This window comes from Serratia sp. ME47, assembly GCF_903970925.1.
Lineage (GTDB): Bacteria > Pseudomonadota > Gammaproteobacteria > Enterobacterales > Enterobacteriaceae > Serratia > Serratia ureilytica.
In genome coordinates this window covers 104,432-125,178 of record NZ_CAJCKE010000002.1, presented here as the reverse complement: position 1 = coordinate 125,178, position 20,747 = coordinate 104,432, and the positions used below count along the sequence as shown (strand labels likewise).

At 59.6% G+C, this 20,747-nt stretch carries 19 protein-coding genes and 1 tRNA gene; 8 read left to right on the top strand and 12 right to left on the bottom strand.

The genetic code is table 11. From position 1 onward, the window contains the following. Window positions 1-1,518: a lysine--tRNA ligase gene (gene lysS / locus H7A77_RS02775; protein ID WP_004931697.1), complete on the top strand. Its 1,518-nt coding sequence runs from the start codon at window positions 1-3 to the stop codon at window positions 1,516-1,518. 147 nt (window positions 1,519-1,665) lie between these two features. Beyond that, window positions 1,666-1,739 (top strand) — tRNA-Gly (locus H7A77_RS02770). Between the two features lie 118 nt (window positions 1,740-1,857). On the opposite strand, the gene H7A77_RS02765 is transcribed toward H7A77_RS02770, so the two are convergent. Beyond that, a complete protein-coding gene (locus H7A77_RS02765) occupies window positions 1,858-2,697 on the bottom strand; it encodes a helix-turn-helix domain-containing protein (protein WP_182073792.1) in 840 nt (279 codons plus the stop codon). Between the two features lie 247 nt (window positions 2,698-2,944). On the opposite strand from H7A77_RS02765, the gene H7A77_RS02760 reads away from it, so the two are divergent. Then, window positions 2,945-3,334, top strand: coding sequence for a DUF3224 domain-containing protein (locus H7A77_RS02760; protein ID WP_182073791.1), 390 nt, complete (start codon window positions 2,945-2,947; stop codon window positions 3,332-3,334). A 98-nt stretch (window positions 3,335-3,432) separates the two neighbouring features. Here H7A77_RS02760 and H7A77_RS02755 read toward each other — a convergent pair whose 3' ends face one another. The 6 genes from H7A77_RS02755 to H7A77_RS02730 form a co-directional block, all read right to left on the bottom strand. Then, the gene (locus H7A77_RS02755) at window positions 3,433-5,430 is read right to left on the bottom strand and encodes a choline BCCT transporter BetT (RefSeq protein WP_182073790.1); all 1,998 of its coding nucleotides are present in this window, start codon (window positions 5,428-5,430) and stop codon (window positions 3,433-3,435) included. A 164-nt stretch (window positions 5,431-5,594) separates the two neighbouring features. Further along, window positions 5,595-5,942, bottom strand: a complete 348-nt coding sequence (locus H7A77_RS02750) for a hypothetical protein (RefSeq protein ID WP_052752701.1) — start codon at window positions 5,940-5,942, stop codon at window positions 5,595-5,597. Between the two features lie 149 nt (window positions 5,943-6,091). Continuing rightward, the gene (locus tag H7A77_RS02745; protein ID WP_182073789.1) at window positions 6,092-7,324 is read right to left on the bottom strand and encodes a cysteine desulfurase-like protein; all 1,233 of its coding nucleotides are present in this window, start codon (window positions 7,322-7,324) and stop codon (window positions 6,092-6,094) included. Beyond that, on the bottom strand, window positions 7,321-7,935 hold the full coding sequence (locus H7A77_RS02740) for a 2OG-Fe dioxygenase family protein (RefSeq protein WP_223524591.1): 615 nt from the start codon (window positions 7,933-7,935) through the stop codon (window positions 7,321-7,323). The genes H7A77_RS02745 and H7A77_RS02740 overlap by 4 nt, the downstream gene beginning before the upstream one ends. A 259-nt stretch (window positions 7,936-8,194) precedes the next feature. After that, on the bottom strand, window positions 8,195-8,533 hold the full coding sequence (locus H7A77_RS02735) for a hypothetical protein (protein WP_033644790.1): 339 nt from the start codon (window positions 8,531-8,533) through the stop codon (window positions 8,195-8,197). A 136-nt stretch (window positions 8,534-8,669) separates the two neighbouring features. Next, window positions 8,670-9,239: an HdeD family acid-resistance protein gene (locus H7A77_RS02730; protein ID WP_033644791.1), complete on the bottom strand. Its 570-nt coding sequence runs from the start codon at window positions 9,237-9,239 to the stop codon at window positions 8,670-8,672. 148 nt (window positions 9,240-9,387) lie between these two features. Here H7A77_RS02730 and actS point away from each other — a divergent pair, with 148 nt between their 5' ends. Then, entirely contained in the window at window positions 9,388-10,143 is a 756-nt protein-coding gene (gene actS / locus H7A77_RS02725) for an amidase activator ActS (protein ID WP_033644792.1), read from the top strand. Between the two features lie 34 nt (window positions 10,144-10,177). On the opposite strand, the gene H7A77_RS02720 is transcribed toward actS, so the two are convergent. After that, the gene (locus H7A77_RS02720; protein WP_033652160.1) at window positions 10,178-11,035 is read right to left on the bottom strand and encodes a GyrI-like domain-containing protein; all 858 of its coding nucleotides are present in this window, start codon (window positions 11,033-11,035) and stop codon (window positions 10,178-10,180) included. Window positions 11,036-11,216: 181 nt separating this feature from the next. Between H7A77_RS02720 and H7A77_RS02715 the strand changes: the two genes are divergently transcribed. Then, window positions 11,217-12,986: an ABC transporter ATP-binding protein/permease gene (locus H7A77_RS02715; RefSeq protein ID WP_182073846.1), complete on the top strand. Its 1,770-nt coding sequence runs from the start codon at window positions 11,217-11,219 to the stop codon at window positions 12,984-12,986. A gap of 9 nt (window positions 12,987-12,995) precedes the next feature. Here H7A77_RS02715 and betI read toward each other — a convergent pair whose 3' ends face one another. Beyond that, window positions 12,996-13,592 carry a transcriptional regulator BetI gene (gene betI / locus H7A77_RS02710; protein WP_042785301.1) on the bottom strand — a complete coding sequence of 199 codons (597 nt, stop codon included), beginning with the start codon at window positions 13,590-13,592 and terminating at the stop codon, window positions 12,996-12,998. 158 nt (window positions 13,593-13,750) lie between these two features. Between betI and H7A77_RS02705 the strand changes: the two genes are divergently transcribed. Next, a complete protein-coding gene (locus H7A77_RS02705) occupies window positions 13,751-15,295 on the top strand; it encodes a BCCT family transporter (RefSeq protein ID WP_182073788.1) in 1,545 nt (514 codons plus the stop codon). A gap of 6 nt (window positions 15,296-15,301) precedes the next feature. On the opposite strand, the gene H7A77_RS02700 is transcribed toward H7A77_RS02705, so the two are convergent. Both H7A77_RS02700 and H7A77_RS02695 read right to left on the bottom strand, forming a co-directional pair. Then, complete coding sequence (locus H7A77_RS02700) at window positions 15,302-15,733, bottom strand: VOC family protein (RefSeq protein ID WP_033644796.1); 432 nt, start codon at window positions 15,731-15,733, stop codon at window positions 15,302-15,304. Between the two features lie 158 nt (window positions 15,734-15,891). Then, complete coding sequence (locus H7A77_RS02695) at window positions 15,892-16,809, bottom strand: TIGR03571 family LLM class oxidoreductase (protein WP_108681883.1); 918 nt, start codon at window positions 16,807-16,809, stop codon at window positions 15,892-15,894. Window positions 16,810-17,479: 670 nt separating this feature from the next. Between H7A77_RS02695 and H7A77_RS02690 the strand changes: the two genes are divergently transcribed. Both H7A77_RS02690 and H7A77_RS02685 read left to right on the top strand, forming a co-directional pair. Continuing rightward, window positions 17,480-18,745: an MFS transporter gene (locus H7A77_RS02690; RefSeq protein WP_046687745.1), complete on the top strand. Its 1,266-nt coding sequence runs from the start codon at window positions 17,480-17,482 to the stop codon at window positions 18,743-18,745. A 36-nt stretch (window positions 18,746-18,781) separates the two neighbouring features. Beyond that, window positions 18,782-19,591 carry a MoaF C-terminal domain-containing protein gene (locus tag H7A77_RS02685; protein WP_033652157.1) on the top strand — a complete coding sequence of 270 codons (810 nt, stop codon included), beginning with the start codon at window positions 18,782-18,784 and terminating at the stop codon, window positions 19,589-19,591. Between the two features lies 1 nt (window position 19,592). Here H7A77_RS02685 and lldD read toward each other — a convergent pair whose 3' ends face one another. Beyond that, window positions 19,593-20,732 carry an FMN-dependent L-lactate dehydrogenase LldD gene (lldD, locus tag H7A77_RS02680; RefSeq protein WP_182073787.1) on the bottom strand — a complete coding sequence of 380 codons (1,140 nt, stop codon included), beginning with the start codon at window positions 20,730-20,732 and terminating at the stop codon, window positions 19,593-19,595. Window positions 20,733-20,747: the final 15 nt, after the last annotated feature.

Below are 20,747 nucleotides of genomic sequence, written 5' to 3'. Positions count from 1 at the left end.
ATGTCTGAACAACAAGTACAGGGCGCCGATCAGGCGCTGGATCTCAATAACGAGCTGCAGTCCCGCCGCGAGAAACTGGCCGGCCTGCGTGAGAACGGCATTGCGTTCCCGAACGACTTCCGTCGCGACTCCACCTCCGACAAACTGCACGCCGCATACGGCGATAAAGACAACGAAGAGCTGGAAGCGCTGGGCGTAGAAGTGACCGTCGCCGGCCGCATGATGACCCGCCGCATTATGGGCAAGGCATCCTTCGTTACGCTGCAGGACGTGGGCGGCCGCATTCAGCTGTACGTCGCGCGCGACGATCTGGCTGAAGGCGTGTACAACGAACAGTTCAAGAAGTGGGACCTGGGCGATATCCTCGGCGCGCGCGGCAAGCTGTTCAAAACCAAGACCGGCGAACTGTCGATCCACTGCACCGAACTGCGTCTGCTGACCAAAGCGCTGCGTCCGCTGCCGGACAAATTCCACGGCCTGGCGGATCAGGAAACCCGTTACCGCCAGCGTTACCTGGATCTGATCGCCAACGAAGAATCGCGCAACACCTTCAAGGTGCGTTCTCAGGTGATGTCGGCTATCCGTAACTTCATGGTGGAACGCGGCTTCATGGAAGTCGAAACCCCGATGATGCAGGTGATCCCGGGCGGCGCGTCGGCGCGTCCGTTCATCACCCACCACAATGCGCTGGATATCGACATGTACCTGCGCATCGCGCCGGAACTGTATCTGAAGCGTCTGGTGGTCGGCGGCTTTGAGCGCGTGTTCGAAATCAACCGCAACTTCCGCAACGAAGGCGTTTCTCCGCGTCACAACCCAGAGTTCACCATGATGGAACTCTACATGGCTTACGCGGATTACAAAGACCTGATCGAGCTGACCGAGACGCTGTTCCGCACCCTGACCGAGAAAGTGCTGGGCACCTCTCAGGTGCAGTACGGCGACGAAGTGTTCGACTTCGGCAAGCCGTTCGAGAAGCTGACCATGACCGAGGCGATCAAGAAATACCGTCCGGAAACCGATCTGGCTGACCTGGCCGACATGGGCAAAGCGGTGGCCATCGCGGAATCCATCGGCATCAAGGTCGAGAAGAGCTGGGGCCTGGGCCGCGTCGTGACCGAGATCTTCGAAGAAGTGGCGGAAAGCCATCTGATTCAGCCGACCTTCATCACCGAGTACCCGGCTGAAGTGTCGCCGCTGGCGCGCCGCAACGACGTGAACCCGGAAATCACCGACCGCTTCGAGTTCTTCATCGGCGGCCGTGAAATCGGCAACGGCTTCTCCGAGCTGAACGACGCCGAAGACCAGGCGCAGCGCTTCGCCGATCAGGTGAACGCCAAAGACGCCGGCGACGACGAAGCGATGTTCTACGACGAAGACTACGTCACCGCGCTGGAGCACGGCCTGCCGCCGACCGCCGGTCTGGGCATCGGCATCGACCGCATGGTGATGCTGTTCACCAACAGCCACACCATCCGCGACGTGATTCTGTTCCCGGCGATGCGCCCGCAGAAATAATCGCGTTTAGCGTGCAACAACCGGTGCGGGCAACTGCGCCGGTTTTTTTTCGTCTACGGGACTTAACCGCTTAAAACATCGACAGTTACGCGCCATCTCCGCTTGCCCGCCGCCGATAACCGGTTATAATGCCTGTCGCACACCGATGCGGGTGTAGTTCAATGGTAGAACGGCAGCTTCCCAAGCTGCATACGAGGGTTCGATTCCCTTCACCCGCTCCAAGCCCGTTAACTCCTTCGTCTTACACGTTCACAGCACGCGTTATTTCCCGTTTCAGCCTCTGGCACTCATCTCGCCGAAGTCATTCTGACATTGCGCCTTGTCTCTCAATAAAGCAGGTCAGCGTTTGGCAAAGGCCGCCTGTATGCCGTTATTCTTCGCGTGCAGGGACCTGACATACTCGCTGGGCGACTGGCCCACCAGAGCGCGAAAATCGCGAGCGAAATGGGCCTGATCAAAATAGCCCAATTCCAGCGCCAGCCTGCTCCAATCGCGAGGCGCGTGAGCCTGCAGTTGCGCGATGGCTTCATGCAGACGATAGCGTTGGATCACCCATTTGGGGCCGACGCCTACGTATTTATGAAATAGCCTCTGTAGCGCGCGTTTGTCTATCGCCGCAGTGCCCAGCAATTGGTTTACCGACGTTATGCCAAGGTTGTCGGCGATAGCGGCCACGAGCCTGTTCGCTCGCGCGACGTTAGGGTCGGGTTGGGGCCGCTGCGCCAGCAGGAAAGTCTCCGCCACGAGCGTCATCGCACTCGTCGTAGCGCACGTGGCGATACGCGTCGCCAGCGACTGGCAATCAGCGCCAAACACGGTCTGCGCAGGCATCGAGCGGTTCGCGAGCGTCGATATGGGCGCTTGCAGAAAGGGATGGAAGCCGCCCGGCTTAAACTTGATGCCGAAGGCGAAGCCTCGCCCTTCAAGGAGCCGCTCGAAGCGATCGGTGTGAACGCCGTAAACGTATGATTCATTCCGTTCGATCACCAGATGTACGTTGGGGTGGGGCAGCGTCGCTTGCCGCTGAGGCGGTAACTCCCGCAGATCCCAGCGCACGCACCAGTAGTGCTCGACCAGATCGGCCAACGCAGCTGATGGCGAGTGGCGCTCGTGTATAAACTGACTTTGCGTCGGCTGCGGATGCAGCACTCCGCGCGGTTTGGCATTCCCGGCCGTCATCTTGAGCTACCGTCATGCGGGGCGACTTGTCGCGTTTTTGCAATCATCTACCTGGTCGCTCCTGATACATTCACATATGTCTTCGCGCCGCGTTATGCGCCGCGATAGCTGCTGGAAGATAATGACGATTTTATAACTCGACAGATTGATCTGTATGGGCGCGTTTAATCTTTGCCGCGGCCATTGCCAGGAACGCAGCGCGCACCGATGCGTCTGTGTCATCAACCTTAACAAAGGGGTTTGTAAAATGCATGCGACAGGAACATTCGACGTCAAATTGACGCCGCAAACCGCAACGGCTGAAATTGAGACGGCCAAGCTCAGTCGGATGACGATTGATAAGCAATTTCATGGTGACCTGACTGCGGCCAGCCTCGGAGAAATGCTGGCTGTACGCATGGATGCGCATGGCTCCGCCGGTTATGTGGCAATGGAGCGCGTAACGGGGACCTTGCATGGCCACAAGGGCAGCTTCGTGTTACAGCACAGCGGCACCATGAACCGTGGGGTTTCGTCGCTGCAGTTGACGGTCGTCCCCGATTCCGGGACGGGTGAGCTGACGCAATTGAGTGGAACGATGACGATCGAGATCGACCAAGGCGCGCACCGCTACACGATGGATTATGTCCTTCCCTAGGGGAAGAACGAGGTGAACGGCGACCCAAACTTGTGTCAGCGCCGTGGTGAAGAAAGCAGGGCAAAAAAATGCCGCCCCGGGGGACGGCATGTCGGCATTCAGCGCACCAGATGCAAGAAATGCAGATGCTTTTCGTACTGGTCGAGAATATCGTTGATCAACTGCTCCTGATTCCAGCCCATGACGTCGTAGTTCTGGCCGCCTTCTTTCAGGTAGATCTCCGCGCGATAATATTTGTGCTGCTCGGCTTGCTGTTCATCATTATCCAGCCCGGCCAGGGCGAAGGTCGGCGAGCTGTAGCCGCGCAGTCTGACTTCATAGATAAAGTTAAGCTCATCGCCTAAATCAACCTCGAAACGAATGCGATCTTCCGCGCCGGTGTTGATACTGCTGAGCGTGCCTTGCTTACTCAGCTCCTCCTGCACCAGCGTCATGGCCGACTGGATGACTTCGTCCATAAAGCGCTTAACCAGCGAGCGCTTTGGCAAATAAGCGATATTACGCAGCCTGCGCTGCCAGGGAATGGGGTTGCGGGCGGCGGTGGGGGCGATGGTGGCCATATTTTGGCTGTCGCGCTTGGTCAGGTCGCGGCGCAGCGCTTTAAGCAAACCGTAAATGGATATCAGCAAGATGGCCGAGAACGGCAATGCGCTGGCGATGGTGACGGTTTGCAGCGCGCTGAGCCCCCCGGCGATCAGCAAGGCGATGGCGACGATGCCCATCAGCGACGCCCAGAAAATGCGTTGCCAAACAGGCGTGTTGCTGGAGCCGCCCGAAGCCAGCGTATCTACGACCATGGCGCCGGAATCGGCGGACGTGACAAAAAAGACGATCACCATCGCCATGGCGATAAACGAAAGCACGCTGGAGAACGGGAAATGCTCCAGGAAGTTAAACAACGCCAACGCTACATCTTGCTGTACCGTAGTGGCGAGGTCTGTCGCGCCCTGTTCCATGATGAGGTAAATGGCGCTGTTGCCGAACACCGTCATCCACATGAGGGTGAAGCCTGCCGGGACGAACAGCACGCCCGTGACAAATTCGCGGATGGTTCGGCCGCGGGAAACCCGAGCGATGAACATACCGACGAAAGGCGACCAGGAGAGCCACCACCCCCAGTAGAGCAGCGTCCATCCGCCTAACCAGTTGCTGGATTTGGGTTCATAGGCATACAGATTGAACGTCTTGCTGACCAGCTCGGACAGATAGCCGCCGGTATTTTCCACAAAGGATTTCAACAGCAAAACGGTTGGCCCCAACAGCAAGACCAAGGCCAGGAGCAACAGCGCCAGGCTGAGGTTCAGCTCCGACAGAAAGCGTATGCCCTTCTCCAGCCCGGAAACCACGGAAATGGTGGCCAGCCCGGTAATCACCACGATTAATATCACCTGAACGGTTTCGTTGATTGGCACGCCAAACAGGTGGTTAAGCCCGGCGTTGACCTGCAATACGCCATAACCCAGCGAGGTCGCGACCCCGAATACGGTGCCGATGACGGCGAAGATATCGACGGCGTGGCCGATAGGGCCATAAATGCGATCGCCGATGATCGGATAAAGCGCGGAGCGCAGGGTCAACGGCAGGCCATGCCGATAGCTGAAGAAGGCCAGAATCAACGCCACGATGGCGTAGATCGCCCAGGCATGCAGCCCCCAGTGGAAAAAGGTCAGGCGCATGGCTTGTTTGGCCGCCTCGATGCTCTCGGGCGTGCCGACCGGCGGCGAGAGATAGTGCATAACCGGTTCTGCCACGCCGAAGAACATCAGACCAATGCCCATCCCCGCCGAAAACAGCATGGCAAACCAGGAGTGATAGCGAAAATCGGGTTGCGCATGATCGGGGCCAAGTTTGATGTCGCCGTAACGAGAAAGCCCCAGAAACGTCACGCTGAGCAATATGAGCGCCACGGCCAAAATATAAAACCAGCTGGCGTTGGTGAAGATTTGTTGCTGCAGAAGCTTGAAGTTTTTGTCAGCGACGTCGGGGAAAAAGGCGGCGAAGGCGACCAGAAGAAAAATGAGGACTGCAGAGGTGAAGAATACCGCTTTGTTGATATGGCTTTGCGGCTTATTTAAGGAGGTGTCTTTCTCACTCATAAATTGATTTATTCCATTTGTTTGATTATCGCCCTGAATGGAGGAAAGGTGGTGACTGTAATATCGTAGCAAAATAGTCGGGCTGGCGCAGGAGGCCGACGCCGCTCTATAGAGCGGAATTACCGCTGTCTCTGTGCGGTAATTCCGAATAATTCACGTTGCCGTTAGTTAAATAAAAAGGCCAATAACCCCGTCACCTTATTCTTATTTTCCCATCCCTCCAATTTCATGCAGGCATTAACGTGTTCTTTTCTGCGCATTTCATTGCGGTCCGAAGGAAAAACGACGCCGTGAGTATTGGGGATATCCGCGCCGTTGATATTCATGGAGGAGAATACAGGCGAGCGGGTGTCTAAAGACAGGCTCACGGGATAGCGTTGTTCGGCTTCTTGTCGGCAGCTTGCTCTGGCGGCTTCAAGGGGTGTCGGAGCCGCCGTTTGCGCTTCCCACTTTTCCGGCGTGGCGCAGGAAGACATCATCAACGCGGCGGTGATAACGGCATATTTTCTCAACGTAAAAATCCCTTTTCAAAAAAATCCCGCCTATTCTACCCAACCCCTCAAACAGGGGGAGCGTTATTCACGTTTAACGCCTCCGGCGAGACGCACGGCTATTCATGCGGTGTGACCCGCCGGAAAACCGGGCGGGCCGTTATGACGCATTAACCGAGGATCTCCTCGGCGAGTATTTCAAACAGCGTATCGATCTCATCAAGGGTGTTGTAGTGCATCATGCCGATGCGCAGCACGCCGCCGTCCTGCAGCCCCAGTTGCTGAATCAGGCCCAGCGCATAGAAATGTCCGCTACCGGCGCAGATGTTGTGGTGCCCCAGCCGTCGGGCGATCGCGTCGGGCGCCTGGCCGCTGAAGGTCAGGGCGAAGGTCGGCGTGCGGCGTGCGCTGTCCGCCTGCGGATTGCCGTAGAGCCGCACGCCGTCGAGTTGCTGCAGCCGTTGCAAAAAGTGGCGGCACAGCGCCTCTTCATGCCGGTGGTAGGCGGCGAAGCTCTCCTGCAAGCGCTGCCTTAACGGCGCGTCGGGCGTGCCCCACTGCGCCAAATACTCGATAGCGGCCGCGACGCCGGCCAGCGCTTCGAAGCTCTGCGTGCCGGTCTCGAAACGGCCGGGGCCGACGTCAGAGGCCGGCTCGACTTTGTACGGCCGCAGGCGCTGCAGCCACTGCGGCGCGATGTAGGCCATGCCGACGTGCGGGCCAAAGAATTTGTAGGCGGAGCACACCAGGAAGTCACATCCCAACGCCTGCACGTCGATAAGGTTATGCGGCGCGTAATGAACGGCGTCGACATACACCTGCGCGCCCACCCGATGCGCGGCTTCAACGATGGTTTTTATATCGACGATGCTGCCGGTGACGTTGGACGCGTAGCTGACCGCCACCAGACGCGTGTTGGCGTTGATGCGCGCGCACACTTTTGCCGCGTCGAGAGAACAATCGGCGCTCTCCAGCGCTATCTGATGCACCACGGCGCCTTTGTCGGCGGCGGCCTGCTGCCAGCTGGAGACGTTGGCGTAGTGATCCAGCGCGGTGACGATGACCTCATCGCCGTCCCGCCAATCGCGACTGATGATGCGGCTGAGATGAAAGGTCAGCGTGGTCATGTTCATGCCGAAGACGATGTTGTCGGGCGACGGCGCATTTAACAAGGCGCGCACCGATTCGCGCGCCTGACTCATCACCTCGCCGGTAACCCGGCTGGAGAAGTAGTGCCCGCCCAGGTTGGCGTTGTACTTCCCCAGGTAGTCGGTCATTTTTTCCAGCACGCCCCGGGAAACTTGCGCACCGCCGGGGCCGTCGAAAAAGATCGCCGGTTTGCCGTCGATCTGCCGGGACAGGGCGCTGAACTGGCGTCGGGCGAGCTCGGGGGTAAAGGTCATGCTTTCTCTCCCCGAGCGGTGAGGACGAAGAGATCCAGATAGCCTTCTTCATTCGGGCTTACGGTATTGATCGGCGTGGCGTTGTGCCACAGTTTACTGTCCGCCAACAGCACGGCTTCACCGTCGGCCAGCGCTTTTTTGAAGAAAGGATCGTGGCGGCTGTCGTCGTACAGCATGATTTCGCCGCCGACGATATTGTGGCGGTGAATGGCGATCATCGCGATATGGTCGAAACCGTCCTGGTGAATGCCTTCCGGCGCCACCAGCGTATCTTTTTGGATGGCGACCACGCGCATCTGGTGGATCTCTATTTCGGCGCCTTCCGGCAGTTCGTTATTTTCGGCAAACAGGTTGCACATCTCCGCCATGCCGGCGCTCTGCAGCACGGCGCTGTCGATAGGCTCGAAGCGGCGCACCACGTTGCCCTGGAAATGGTTGATCTGATCCGACTGCATGAAGGTACGCGGCCCCACTTCGGCGATGTTGGGGTTGAGGTATTTCACGACGGAATAACGGCGCAGGCGATATTTGCCGTCGGCATGTTGCGTGTGGGGCAAGGAAGAAAATGAGGGCATCAGCTCTTGGGTGGCTTGCGGGCTTAGTACAGTCATACTTATTACGTTTTCGTGTTTCTGTAACATAATCACCTCTAATAATAATAATTTCTGATGTTGTAGGGGGTAATTCGATTGAATTGTAGACGACTCTATAACCAACGCAATGTGGGGTTGGCGAGGTGTGATGGCGGTCGTAAAGTGGGGAGAACGCAAAAAGATAACGTGGCGAAAAGTCGGCTGGTGCGGCGGTGAAACGGTGCGGCATCTTGCCCGCACCGGCAGGTATCAAGCGATGGGCGCGCGGCCCTCGTGTTCAGAATGTTTCGAAATAAAGCTCGCGCAACAGCCAGGAGATTTCGTTATTGGTGCGGTTCAGGACGTCTATTCTGTGAACCCCTATCGCTTCTGCGCGCAGGTCGAGCAGCAGGTTGCGAATCTGCCGGAATAACGGGGTTTGCGGGTTGGGTTTGGCCAACTGCTGTCCACACAGTTTGATACCGGCGTCGCAGCCGGTGGCGATGTCTGTCAGGCAGCACGGGCAAGCGGTTTTTTGGCGCGCCATATTGCGGCATTGTTGCCCGATTACCTGGTTGAAGTGGCGTAATTGCAGGCAGACTTCCCGCGAGTTCAACGGTTTGGAATGGGTTGTCATCGGTTTCAGCTCCCTTGTCTTCGCCTATATTGGCACTTACCGATGAAGATAACCACGGACAAGCTGAGGGGGTATCGCCTTGTTTTGTTTGCAAATGGGGAGGGGATGGCGGCCCGCCGTCGGCGGGCCGTTACGATCAGGCGCGTTTAAACAGATTCGCAGCCTGGAACAGGGCAAAGGAACTGACCAGCATCTCGATGCCGACGATCGCCGTCACCAGCGTCACCGACGCCGCCGGGCCTGAGCCGATCAGCATCCAGGCGATGATCAAATCGAGCACGCCGATGACGAACTGCAGCCAGTTGCCCGGCAGGCCTCGGCGCATATAGCCTGCCGCCAGGCGCGCGATGCCGCCGAGCGCAAACAGCACGGCGAGGTAGACCGCCAGCGCCAGAATGCCCGCCAGCGGGCTGGTGATGAACACATAGCCGATAATCAGGTAGGCCACGCCCAGCAGAATGCCGCCGATCATCGGCCAGGTATTCTGCGCCCGGTTGGCTATCATGGCGATAATCAGCCCGGCGCCGCTCAACAGCAGCAGGATGCCCACTACGATGCTCAGCGCTGCGCCGGAGGCGAAAGGATTCACCAGGCACAGTATGCCGCCCGCCAGCAGCAGGAAGGCGATGATCAGCAGGGTGGTGCGTTGCTTTTTGAGCAGCTCTTCGCTCAGGAGGGGCAGATTATTGCGGTCGAGGTTCAACATGACAGTACTCCATTTCGTCGTTGGGTAATTAATCAGTCATCCTTACCTGTTTAGCATAGACCGTCTGGGGGTTTTTGACTGACCCGGCGCAAATGTTACACTGTGCGGCTGACGCGTATCAGAACCGAAAGACGATTGGGGACAGGATTTGAGCACAGGAAGCAAGCTGGCAAGGTGGCGCCGCATCGCGGTGTGTCTGACATTGGGGCTGCTGTTGGCCGGGTGTTCGGGTAAAAACACCTACAACCGCGACTACGACAAACTGCCGAAGGGCAGCTACACCGGCAAGTCCTACACCGTCAAACGGGGCGATACGCTGTACTACATCGCCTGGATCACCGACAGCGAAGTCGGCGATCTGGCCAGAATCAACAAGATACGCCCGCCCTATAATCTGGAAGTGGGGCAAAAACTGCGGCTGAGCGGCGGCGCGCCGACCAAAACCGCCGCTACGCGCCGTAAAACATCCTCGTCTTCCGCCGCGATCGCCAAGCAAACGCCGCCGCCGGGCGCCGCACGTTGCTGGCGCTGGCCGACCAGCGGCCGGATCGTGCAGGCGTACTCCAATGCCGATGGCGGCAACAAGGGCATCGACATCGCCGGTAAACGCGGCCAGCCGATCTATGCTTCCGCCAAGGGCAAAGTGGTGTACGTCGGCAACCAATTGCGCGGCTACGGCAACCTGATCATGATTAAGCACGGCGAAGACTTTATTACCGCCTATGCGCACAACGACACCACGCTGGTGCGCAATGGCCAGGATGTGAAAGCGGGGCAGAAGATCGGCACCATGGGCAGCACCGGCACCGATTCGGTGTTCCTGCATTTCCAGATCCGCTACCGCGCCACCGCGCTCGATCCGCAGCGCTATCTGCCGCCGCAGGGATCGTCGCCGTCCTGTTAACGTCAATCCGGCTCCTTGCGGGGCCGGATGTCAGCTATTTCAGCGGCAGATAAAGATCGGTCACCAGTTCATATTCCGCTACCTCGTGCACGAAGTTGTGGTAGTGGAAATAGAGCGGAAAGTCGCGCAGTTCCTCGCCGCTGGCCGGCAACCACTCGCTGTAGAGATAGCGGGCGCTTTCCGAGAGACCATCCAGCGATCCGAGATGGCGCAGCACCGCGCAGCGTCCGGCCGGCAGCATGCTGTTCACCACGCCGAAGGCGTTGTCCTCCGGGATCGGCGCCGTGACCTCCCCGCAGAGGTAGAAGCGGAAGTCCTGCGCTTCGGTGGTGGCCGGATCGTGCGGCGCGATGCCGTACGTGCGGCTGCTTCTGACCGGCGACAGGCCGCTGGTTTTACGCCACTCGATAAAGCGCGCGGCGGTTTCATTGACCAGCGCGGACGGGCCGCGATGTTCGAGCATCGCCACCGGCGTGGCCGGGCAGTCGACAATGTCTACCTTCATGGGGTGTTTCCTTCTGTGTTTCGGTTCGGGAAAGCGCTGCTGCCAATCGATCCAGGCCGGCTGTTTGCGAAACTGGCTCGGCGTTTGGCTGAACGCCTGTTTGAAGGCGCGGCTGAAGGACTCCGGGTTTTGAAAGCCGGCGTCCAGCGCAATGTCAATCACCGGCTCCAGCGGGTTATACGCCAGGCGGTAAGAGGCGCGTTTAAGCCTCATCCACTGGATATAACGCCACACCGAGATGCCGCAATACGCGCTAAACTGGCGTTGAAAGTGAAAGCGCGAAAAATGGGCCACTTCGCTCAGCTTGTCGACGGTAAGCGCCTCGTCCAGGTGGCGGTCGATATAGTCAAAGACCTGCGCAAAGCGCTTTGCATACGTCTGGGTCATGTGATTGTCTCCTCCATGCCTGAACTTTGCCCGAGTCGCCGCCGCTTCTCCTGACGGATGATGCTGAGTTGCCATCGCAGGAAAACGGAATGGCTGCGGCGTTCGCTGCCGGCCAAGCCAAACTCATAACCCCCGCGCGGCCATGCGCCGCGAGCCCGACCGAGAAGATGAATATTACATGATGGATCGTTCCCGCTTGCTGAAATTCCTGCTGCCCTATCTGTGGCCGAAAGACAACCCGCGGCTGCGGGGGTATCTGGTGGTGGCCTTCGTGTTCATGGTGGCGGCCAAGGTCAGCACCACGCTGGTGCCGCTGGCCTACAAAGCGATGGTCGATGCGCTGAGCGGCGAGACGGCGAAAATGCTGGCGGTGCCGCTGGGGCTGATCGTCGCCTACGGCGTGGCGCGGGTGGGCGGCGCGCTGTTTGAGGAACTGCGCAACGTGATGTTTATCCACGTCAGCCAGAACGCCACGCGCCTGTTGGGCGTGCGGGTGTTTCGCCAGCTGCATGCGCTGAGCCTGCGCTTCCATCTGGAGCGCCAGACCGGCGGGCTGTCGCTGTCTATCGAGCGCGGCACCCAGGCGGTGTCCACGGTGCTGTCACGATTGTTGTTCTCCATCTTGCCGATCCTGTTCGAGCTGACGCTGGTCACGGCGATCATGTGGCATATGCTGAACGGCTGGTTCGCGTTGGCGATCCTGACCACGGTCGGCTGCTACATCCTGTTCACCGTGCTGGCGGTGAGCTGGCGCACCCGCTTTCGCCGCGAGCTCAACAAGGCCAACGCCGACGCCAACAGCAAATCCATCGACAGCCTGCTGAACTATGAGACCGTGAAGTACTTCGGCAATGAAACGTTCGAGGCTGAGCGCTTCGATCTGTCGCGCCGGCTGTACGAATACGCCGCCATCAAGAACCAATTCAGTTTTACCGCGATCAACCTGGGGCAAACCGCCATTATCTCGATCGGGCTGATCGTCATGATGGCCATGGCGGCGCAGGGCATTACGCAGGGGACGATGACGGTCGGCGACTTCGTGCTGGTCAACGCCTACCTGTTGCAGCTGTACCAGCCGCTGAACTTCTTCGGCTTTATCTACTCGGAGGTGCGCCAGGCGCTGATCGACATGGAGAATATGTTCGATCTGCTGCAGGAAAAGCGTGAGATCGTCGATAGCCCGGATGCGCAGCCGCTGCGCCTCGAGCGCGGCGAAGTGCGGTTCGACGCGGTCAGCTTCGGTTACGACACGCGCCGGCCGATCCTCAAGCAGGTGAGTTTTACCATTCCGGCGGGCCACACGGTGGCGGTGGTCGGCGCCTCCGGCGCGGGCAAGTCCACGCTGTCGCGCCTGCTGTTTCGCTTTTACGACGTGCAGGGCGGCGCCATTACCCTCGACGGCCAGGACATTCGCCAACTGACCCAGGCCAGTCTGCGGCAGGCGATCGGCATCGTGCCGCAGGATACGGTGCTGTTCAACGATACGCTGCGCTACAACATCGGCTATGGCAAAACCGGCTCCAGCGATGAAGAAATCGAGCGTGCGGCGCGGCTGGCGCATATCCATGATTTTATCGTCGGTCTGCCCGACGGTTACGACACCCGGGTGGGCGAGCGCGGGCTGAAGCTGTCGGGCGGTGAAAAGCAGCGGGTGGCGATCGCGCGCACCATCCTGAAAAATCCGGCCATCCTGGTGTTCGACGAGGCGACCAGCGCGCTGGATACCCAGACCGAGCGCGAAATCCAGGGGCACCTGCGCGAGGTGAGCCGCAACCACACCACGCTGGTGATAGCCCATCGGCTCTCCACCGTGGTGGACGCCGATGAGATCATCGTGCTGGAGGCGGGGGAAATCGTCGAGCGCGGGGGGCATGAGGCGCTGTTGGCGGCGAACGGCCGCTACGCCGCCATGTGGCAAACCCAGTACAGCGAAGAGCAGGAGCCGCGCTGACGCTGCCGTTCACACCATCGATGGCGCGGCCTTGAGCCGTTGTATCACGTACTCGCAGGCGATGCGGTAATCCTGCTGCAGATCGGTGTCATCCCCGGCCAGGCTGCCGCGCAGCCAGAGCCCATCGATCATCGCCGCCAGCCCGCGCGCCGCGTCGCGCGCCTGCTGCAGCGGCAGCTCGCGGCGGAACTGGCTGCATATATTGGAATAGAGCCGCCGATCGTTGGCGCGCTGCAGGCGGCGCAGCACCGGCTGGTGCATGCTGGCGGCCCAGAAGTCGAGCCAGGCGCGCATGGAAATGGCGTTGGTTTGACTGGGGTGGAAGTTGCCCTGAATGATGGCGCACAGCTGCGACTGGCTGTCGCTCGCTGCCTGAGCGCGGCACTCGGCCACCGCGTCGCGCAGATCGCGCAGGATCTTGCGCATGGTCGCGCTCAACAATCCCTCCTTATCGCCAAAATAGTGGCTGACGATGCCGGTCGACAGCCCGGCTTCTTTCGCCACCTGCGACAGGGTGACGCCGGCCAACCCCACCACGCTGATGGTTTCGAAGGCGGCGTTAATCAACTGCTCCTTGCGCTGCTCAGGAATGTCTCTGCGGTACATATTTTCCCCAACTGATAGGCAAATCACACTTTGAATTTGATTGATTGAACGGTCAATCAATACTCTATATGCTGCGAAAATGTCAAATAAATGACGATAAAATGTTAATCAAAAGTTGCATTTAAATCGTCTGTCTTTCGCATCATGGAAGCCTGCCAATGACAATAAAAACTCCTCCATCGCTTGACGAAGAACCTGTCAGATTGAATGTCCCGGTATTTTTCGGCTCAGCCGCGGTGATCTTGCTGCTGGGGGCGCTGATTGTGCTGTTTCCCGCCGCCAGCAAACAGTGGCTGAATGTCGCGCAAAGTTGGGTGGCCGACGTGTTCGGCTGGTATTACATGCTGTTGATGGTCGCCAGCATGGTGTTCGTGTTCTGGCTGGCGCTGTCGCGCTTTGGCCATATTCGCCTCAGCCAGGATGATGAGCCGCCGCAGTTCAGCTATCCCTCCTGGGTGGCGATGCTGTTCTCGTCGGGCATCGGCATTGCGCTGGTGTATTACGGCGCCTATGAGCCGTTGGATCACTTCCTGTCGCCACCGGAAGGCGACGGCGGCAGCGTACAGGCGGCGCGGCAGGCGATGGCGCTGACCTTTTTACACTGGGGGCTGCACGGTTGGGCGCTGTATGCGTTGATCGCCACCGCGCTCGCCTATTTCGCCTATTGTCGCGGTTTGCCGCTGGCGCTGCGTTCCGCGCTGTACCCGATCTTCGGCGAGCGCATCCACGGCGGCGTCGGCCATCTGGTGGACAGCTTCGGCATTCTGGTGACGGTTATCTCGATGGTGACCAACCTGGGGATCGGCGCGCTGTTGGTGAACTCGGGGCTGTTCTACCTGTTCGACATCCCGCAAAGCACCGGCGTGCTGCTGGCGCTGATCGTGGTGATGATGGTGGTGGCCACGCTGGCGGCGGTCACCGGCGTCGAAAAGGGCATCGCGATGCTGTCGAACATCAACGTCGGCTTCCTGTGCCTGCTGTTGCTGTTCGTATTTCTGGCCGGCCCGACGCTGAACCTGCTCAACGGCATGTTGCAGAACATTGGGGATTATCTGACCTCGCTCGTCAGCCGCAGCTTCGATATGTATCTGTACGGCAAGGCGCGCCAGTGGCAGGGCGCCTGGACACTGTTCTATTGGGCCTGGTGGGTGGCGTGGGCGCCGTTTGTCGGGCTGTTTATCGCGCGTATTTCCAAAGGCCGTACCATCCGTGAACTGATCTTCGGCGTGTTGCTGATCCCGCTGGGGTTCACGCTGGCTTGGCTGTCGATCTTCGGCAATACCGCCATCAGTCTGGTGCTGGAGGGCGGGCAAGCGATTCTGGGGCAGGTGGCGCAAAGCGATCCGCCGATGGCGGTGTTCAAGCTGTTCGAATACCTGCCCTATACCCAGCTGACCGCCGGTTTTGTGGTGGTGATAAGCTTCGTGCTGTTCCTGACGCCGGTGGACTCCGGCACGCTGATGATAGCGAATCTGTCCTGCCAGGGCGGTTCCGCCCACGATGACGCGCCGGCCTGGCTCCGGGTGTTCTGGGCGGCGGTCACCACGCTGGTGTGCGCCGGGCTGCTGTACGCCGGCAGTTTCAGCGCGATGCAGACTGCCGTGGTGCTGTGCGGCTTGCCTTTCTCGGCGGTGATCGTGCTGTACATGCTCAGCCTGCGCAAGGATCTGCGCGGCTACGCCATGAAGCCGGCGCTCCCCTGAGGCGGCTTATTCGTCCGCGCGCGGCCGATGATGCACGTATTCGATAATCGTGCCATCCGGCAGGCGCGCATTGAAACAGGCGCCGGTGGGCACTTCCACCGGGCCAAAGAAGATATCGGCGCCGGCGGCCTGTAGCCGCTGGTGGTAGGGATAAATGTCATCGACCAGCAACGTGCCGACGGTGCTGCGAAAAGGACGCAGGTTTTCTTCCGAGCCTTCCAGGATCAGAAATGGCCCCACCGCCGCCAGCACCAGCCGATGCTCGGGGAAGTCGAAACGCATATCCGCTTCCACGCCGTGCAGCTGCTCGTAAAACGCGATGGCGCGGTCAATCTCGCCTTCGTTGACGTAGACCCGGATCAGCACGCGCGGCTCGCGCAGCGATGAAGAGTCGGCGGTTTTGCGCCAAAAGCCTGCTTCTGTCAGTTTTGCCGTCATTGCTCATTCCTCATGGTGGCTCGTTTCCTTGTCATCATGCCGCCGTTTGACGGCAGGGATTAGACCGAGTTGTTATGAACCAGCAGCGGCGGAAATAAAAAAGCCCCGGTAACGGGGCAAAGACCCGCTCAGGTCGGAATAGCGGGCTAAAGCGGGCGTCAGGCGCGATGGAATTCCGGTAACACCAGTTGGCCGATCTCCTGCATCGTCTCTTCCAGCGGCCGCTGGTTGCGGCGGAAATGCAGGCCGATGTGATTGACCCCGGTGTCACGCATGGCGCTCAGTTCCTGAATCAATCCATTGCGGCCGCTCTTGATGCCGAAGCGATGACGCTGAATCGGCGCGTCGGCGTTATCGGTGAGGTCGAGATGAATAAAGCTGACGTAGGGCTTGTCACCGGCTACGTTGCGCCAGAGTTTGACCCGCGAAACGTGGTCCGCAGGCGTGCCGGGATACGACAGCCAGCCATCCATATTTTTCCCCACCCACTCGGGCGTTTGTTGCGCCAGCCCGGCGACCAGCAGCGGCGGCGGCGGCGTGGCCGGCAGCAGGCGCAGTCCCGGTTGCAGCGCGCTGTCGGCTTCCCCTTTGAGAATGCCGACGCTGGCGCGGAAGCTTTCACCGCGCGCGGCGTAATCGGCGCCGAACAGCGGGTACTCCACGGGGCGATCGCCGCTGGCGACGCCGAGCAACAGACGATCGCCGCTCAGCGTTTGCAGCGTGGAAGCCGCTTTGCGCACCAGCCACGGCTGCCGCAGCGGCAGCACCACGGCCGCGGTACCGAGCAGAATATTGCGCGTCAGGCTGGACAGGTAGCCGAGGTAGGTAAAGGTCTCAAACACCTGCGCGGCGTCACCGAAGTCCGGATCATACAGCGGCACGTCGCGAACCCAGGCGGCGCGAAAGCCGAGCTCATCGGCCAGCTTGATGCGCGCAGCGTGTTCGCTCATGTCCGGCACGCCGAACGGCCGCCCGTCCTGCTGGCGTTTCAGCTGCCCGCTGGTGGACCAATCGTTGTCCAGCGGCAACTCGATGCCGATGGAAAGCGGCTCCCGGGTTAATTTTTCGATGCTCATGTGTCACTCCGTCTCAGGCCTTGCGGCGCGGTGTCGAACGATGGCACGAAGTGTTGCATGGCGCTTAATTGAGATAAACAGCCCTAATCGCAATAGATAATTGCTGTTGCGAGCATAATTGCTTTGCTGGATGCGGCATGCTTGTCGTGATTTACGTCACGCTCTGCGCTTTTGTTATTGTCCAGACGGGGTTATATAACCCCGCCGTTGGCCTTTCCCTCGTAAGAGTTAGTTTTTTCTGCGGCCTTAAAATAAAACGAGATGATTCAATAGATAAAAATGGCTCTGAAGCACGAGCGGGGATCATTCAATGCCGATAAAAAATTAATAAGCCTGAAGCGTCATCGATGGGATTATTCGCAAATAACGCGCAAACAGGCTTTTTTTAATCGCAAGAAAGTACCGGACATTATTTTATATGTATCAAGAACAGAAGGATAAATAACCTGAAGGTGATAATGCGATATTGAAATAGTACCCGTTCAGAATTTCATTTGTCTCTCGAAGAGCGCCGGTTGACAGACCGCCGGCTTGCGATAATTTTATGTCATTAACATGTTAATGAGTTGTTGTCGTGACGGAGGGCCAATTTCTCTCTTGGCCGAGCGCTTAACACACTTATGCCATGGCGGGTCGCCATTCATAAGTTAACTTATGGACAAATGACGCTATGAATACATCGCCAGCGGCACGCAGAGCATTAAGTGAAGAGAACCGGTTGCTGATTATTTTGTTTTTCGTGTTCGGCTGCGTGTTCGTCGATCGTCTGACCATCTCGTTTCTGTTTCCGATGATTGCCGCCGACCTCAAGTTAAGCAATGTGCATCTCGGCACGCTGTCGGCGGTGTTGGCGCTAACCTGGGCGCTGTCCGGCGCCGGGTTGGGGGCGATAGCCGATCGGTTTAATATCCGTAAACCGATGCTGATCCTGTCGATCCTGGTGTTTTCGCTGTTCTCCGCACTGTCGGGGCTGGTCAGCGGGTTTGCCATGCTCTTGATCTTCCGGGCGCTGATGGGGATTGCTGAGGGGCCGGTATTGCCGATCGCGCAATCGTTGATGGTGGAAAGATCGCAGCCGCAGCGCCGCGGTTTCAACATGGGATTGATCCAGGGCGCGGCGCCAGGGCTGTTGGGCGGCATCATCGCGCCGCCGCTGATCATCTATCTGGCGCAGAAGTGGGGATGGAGCATGGCGTTTCACCTGACCGCCGTGCCGGGCATCATTCTGGCGTGGCTGATCTATCGCTATGTGAACGGCAAAAAGGATCCCGCTTTCAGCGCCGCGCCGGCGGCCGGTAAGCCGGCGGGCAAGGCCGCTTACGGCGAGCTGTTCAAAATCAAGAACGTGGCGCTGTGCATTCTGATCTCCTGCGTGTTCGTCACCTGGTTCATGATCATCATAACCTTCACCCCTAACTTTTTGGTGACCGACCGTGGCTTCGGTGAAGGCACGATGGGCGGCATCATGAGCGCCATCGGCGCCGCCTGGGTGTTCTGGGGCGTGGCGGTACCGGCGATCTCCGATCGCCTCGGGCGCAAACCGACGCTGATTTTCTTTTCGCTGCTGGCGGTGTGCTGCCCGCTGTTCCTGAGCTACGTCGCCAATCCGTGGCTGCTGGGCGTGCTGGTGTTCCTGTCTTATACCGGCCTTGGCTGTTTCACGCTGTTTATGGCCACCATCCCGTCGGAAACGGTGTCGCCGGCGCGCATCGCCACCGCGTTGGGGCTGGTGATGGGGATCGGCGAGGTGATTGGCGGCTGCCTGGCGCCGTTTATCGCCGGGCTGATCGCCGATCGCTACGGCCTGGTCAGCGTAATGTGGCTGGCGGCCGCCGGTGCCGTGTGCGCCGGGGTACTGAGTTGTTTTCTCGATGAAACCGCCCCTGCCGTGGTGAACCGCCGAGCGGTGAAGCCGGCGGGCGTCGCCGACGTTTGAGACGATTTTTATCCCATTCAATCAAGGAGAGCGAAGATGTCAGCAGAATCATCCGTACTGAATCAAAATGCCGAGCCGGACTGGAAGAATTACGACGATTTCGCGCGTGGCATCGATACCAACCGGTTGCCGGGTACCCAGGACTGGCGCGGCAAAACGCTGCAGATCGCCTTTGAAGACGGCGGGGACATCACGCTGCGTTTCAGCGCCGACCGGCAACGGGTGCTGTGGGCCTGGGGAGGGGAGAGCGGTGAGGACGCTTACGAAGAGGTGCAAACCTCCGCCGCGCGCTATTTCTTCAATATTCCGCTGCAGTCGCCGGGCAACGAATGCCTGACGCTGGTGCTCAACCGCGACAGCGGCCGGGCGCTGCTGGTGCGCAGCACGCTGTTGCCCGAACAAACGGTGGAAAAGGGATCCCGCCTCAAGCAAAGCTTCCACGTTGGGCTGATTGCCGGCGTCACGCCGGGCGGCATCGCGCCGCATTTGACCCGCGAGCTGATCGGTTATCGCACGCTGAACGTTTACAGCCCCAACCATTACTATGAGCACTTCTACGTCAACACCGAGCGTTATGCCTGGCAAAACCTGCGCGGCGAGCAGTTCGGGCACGGCGACATGGATTACGCCACTTACTACAAGTTTGAGGACGAGATGTTCCTGTTCACCTTCCGGGAAAAGATTATCCCGGTGTGCTCGGTGTTCTTCTTCGACTTTATCTCCGGGCGCTGCACCGGCACCTTCCTCGGGTTGGACGCCGCCGGCCGGGTTCTGGTGTCACCGGCCGGGGCCTTCATCAGCAAGATGAGCTACAACGTCTACCCGGAGGGCGTGCAGCCGCTGTGAGTCAGGCGTTTCTGACCAGCGATCCGGCGTTGATCTCCGCAATGGTTTTCGCGCCGGTGAGCGTCATGGCGACGCGCATTTCCTTGTCGATCAGATCCAGCAAGTTAGCCACCCCGGCTTCGCCGGCCGCCGCCAGCGCATAGACGAAGGCGCGCCCCAGCAGCACGCTGTCGGCGCCCAGCGCGATCATGCGCACCACGTCCAGGCCGCTGCGGATGCCGGAATCGGCCAGTAAGGTAATGTCGCCTTTCACCGCGTCGGCGATCGCCGGCATGGCGCGCGCGGTCGACAGCACGCCGTCCAGCTGGCGGCCGCCGTGGTTGGAGACGATGATGCCGTCGGCGCCGAAGCGCACTGCGTCTTTGGCGTCTTCCGGATCCAGAATGCCTTTGATGATCATCGGGCCGTCCCAGAATTCGCGGATCCACTCCAGATCTTTCCAGGAAATCGACGGATCGAAGTTGGCGCCCAGCCAGCCGATGTAGTCTTCCAGGCTGGTCGGTTTGCCGCGGTAGGCCGAGACGTTGCCCAGATCGTGCGGCTTGCCGAACAGGCCGACATCCCAGGCCCACTGCGGATGGGTAAACGCCTGCAGCACGCGGCGCAGGGCGGCGTTGGGGCCGCTCATCCCCGAGTGGGCGTCGCGGTAACGGGCGCCGGGCACCGGCATGTCGACGGTGAATACCAGCGTTTTCACGCCGGCGGCTTTGGCGCGCTCCAGCGCGTTGCGCATAAAGCCGCGGTCTTTCAGCACGTAGAGCTGGAACCACATCGGCCGATCGATCGCCGGGACCACCTCTTCGATGGGGCAGACCGACACGGTGGACAGCGTGAACGGAATGCCTTTTTTGGCCGCGGCGCGCGCGGCCTGCACTTCGCCGCGGCGGGCGTACATGCCGGTCAGCCCCACCGGCCCCAGCGCCACCGGCATCGCCAGCTGCTCGCCGAACAGCGTGGTCTCCAGGCTGAGTTCGGACATATTACGCAGCACGCGCTGGCGCAAGGCAATATCGGCCAGATCTGCGGTATTGCGCTTCAGCGTATGCTCCGCGTAGGCCCCGCCGTCGATGTAGTGAAACAGAAACGGCGGCAGTTTGGCCTGGGCGGCGGCCCGGTAGTCGGTTGACGCGGAGATGATCATAGTGTTTACCTTCTT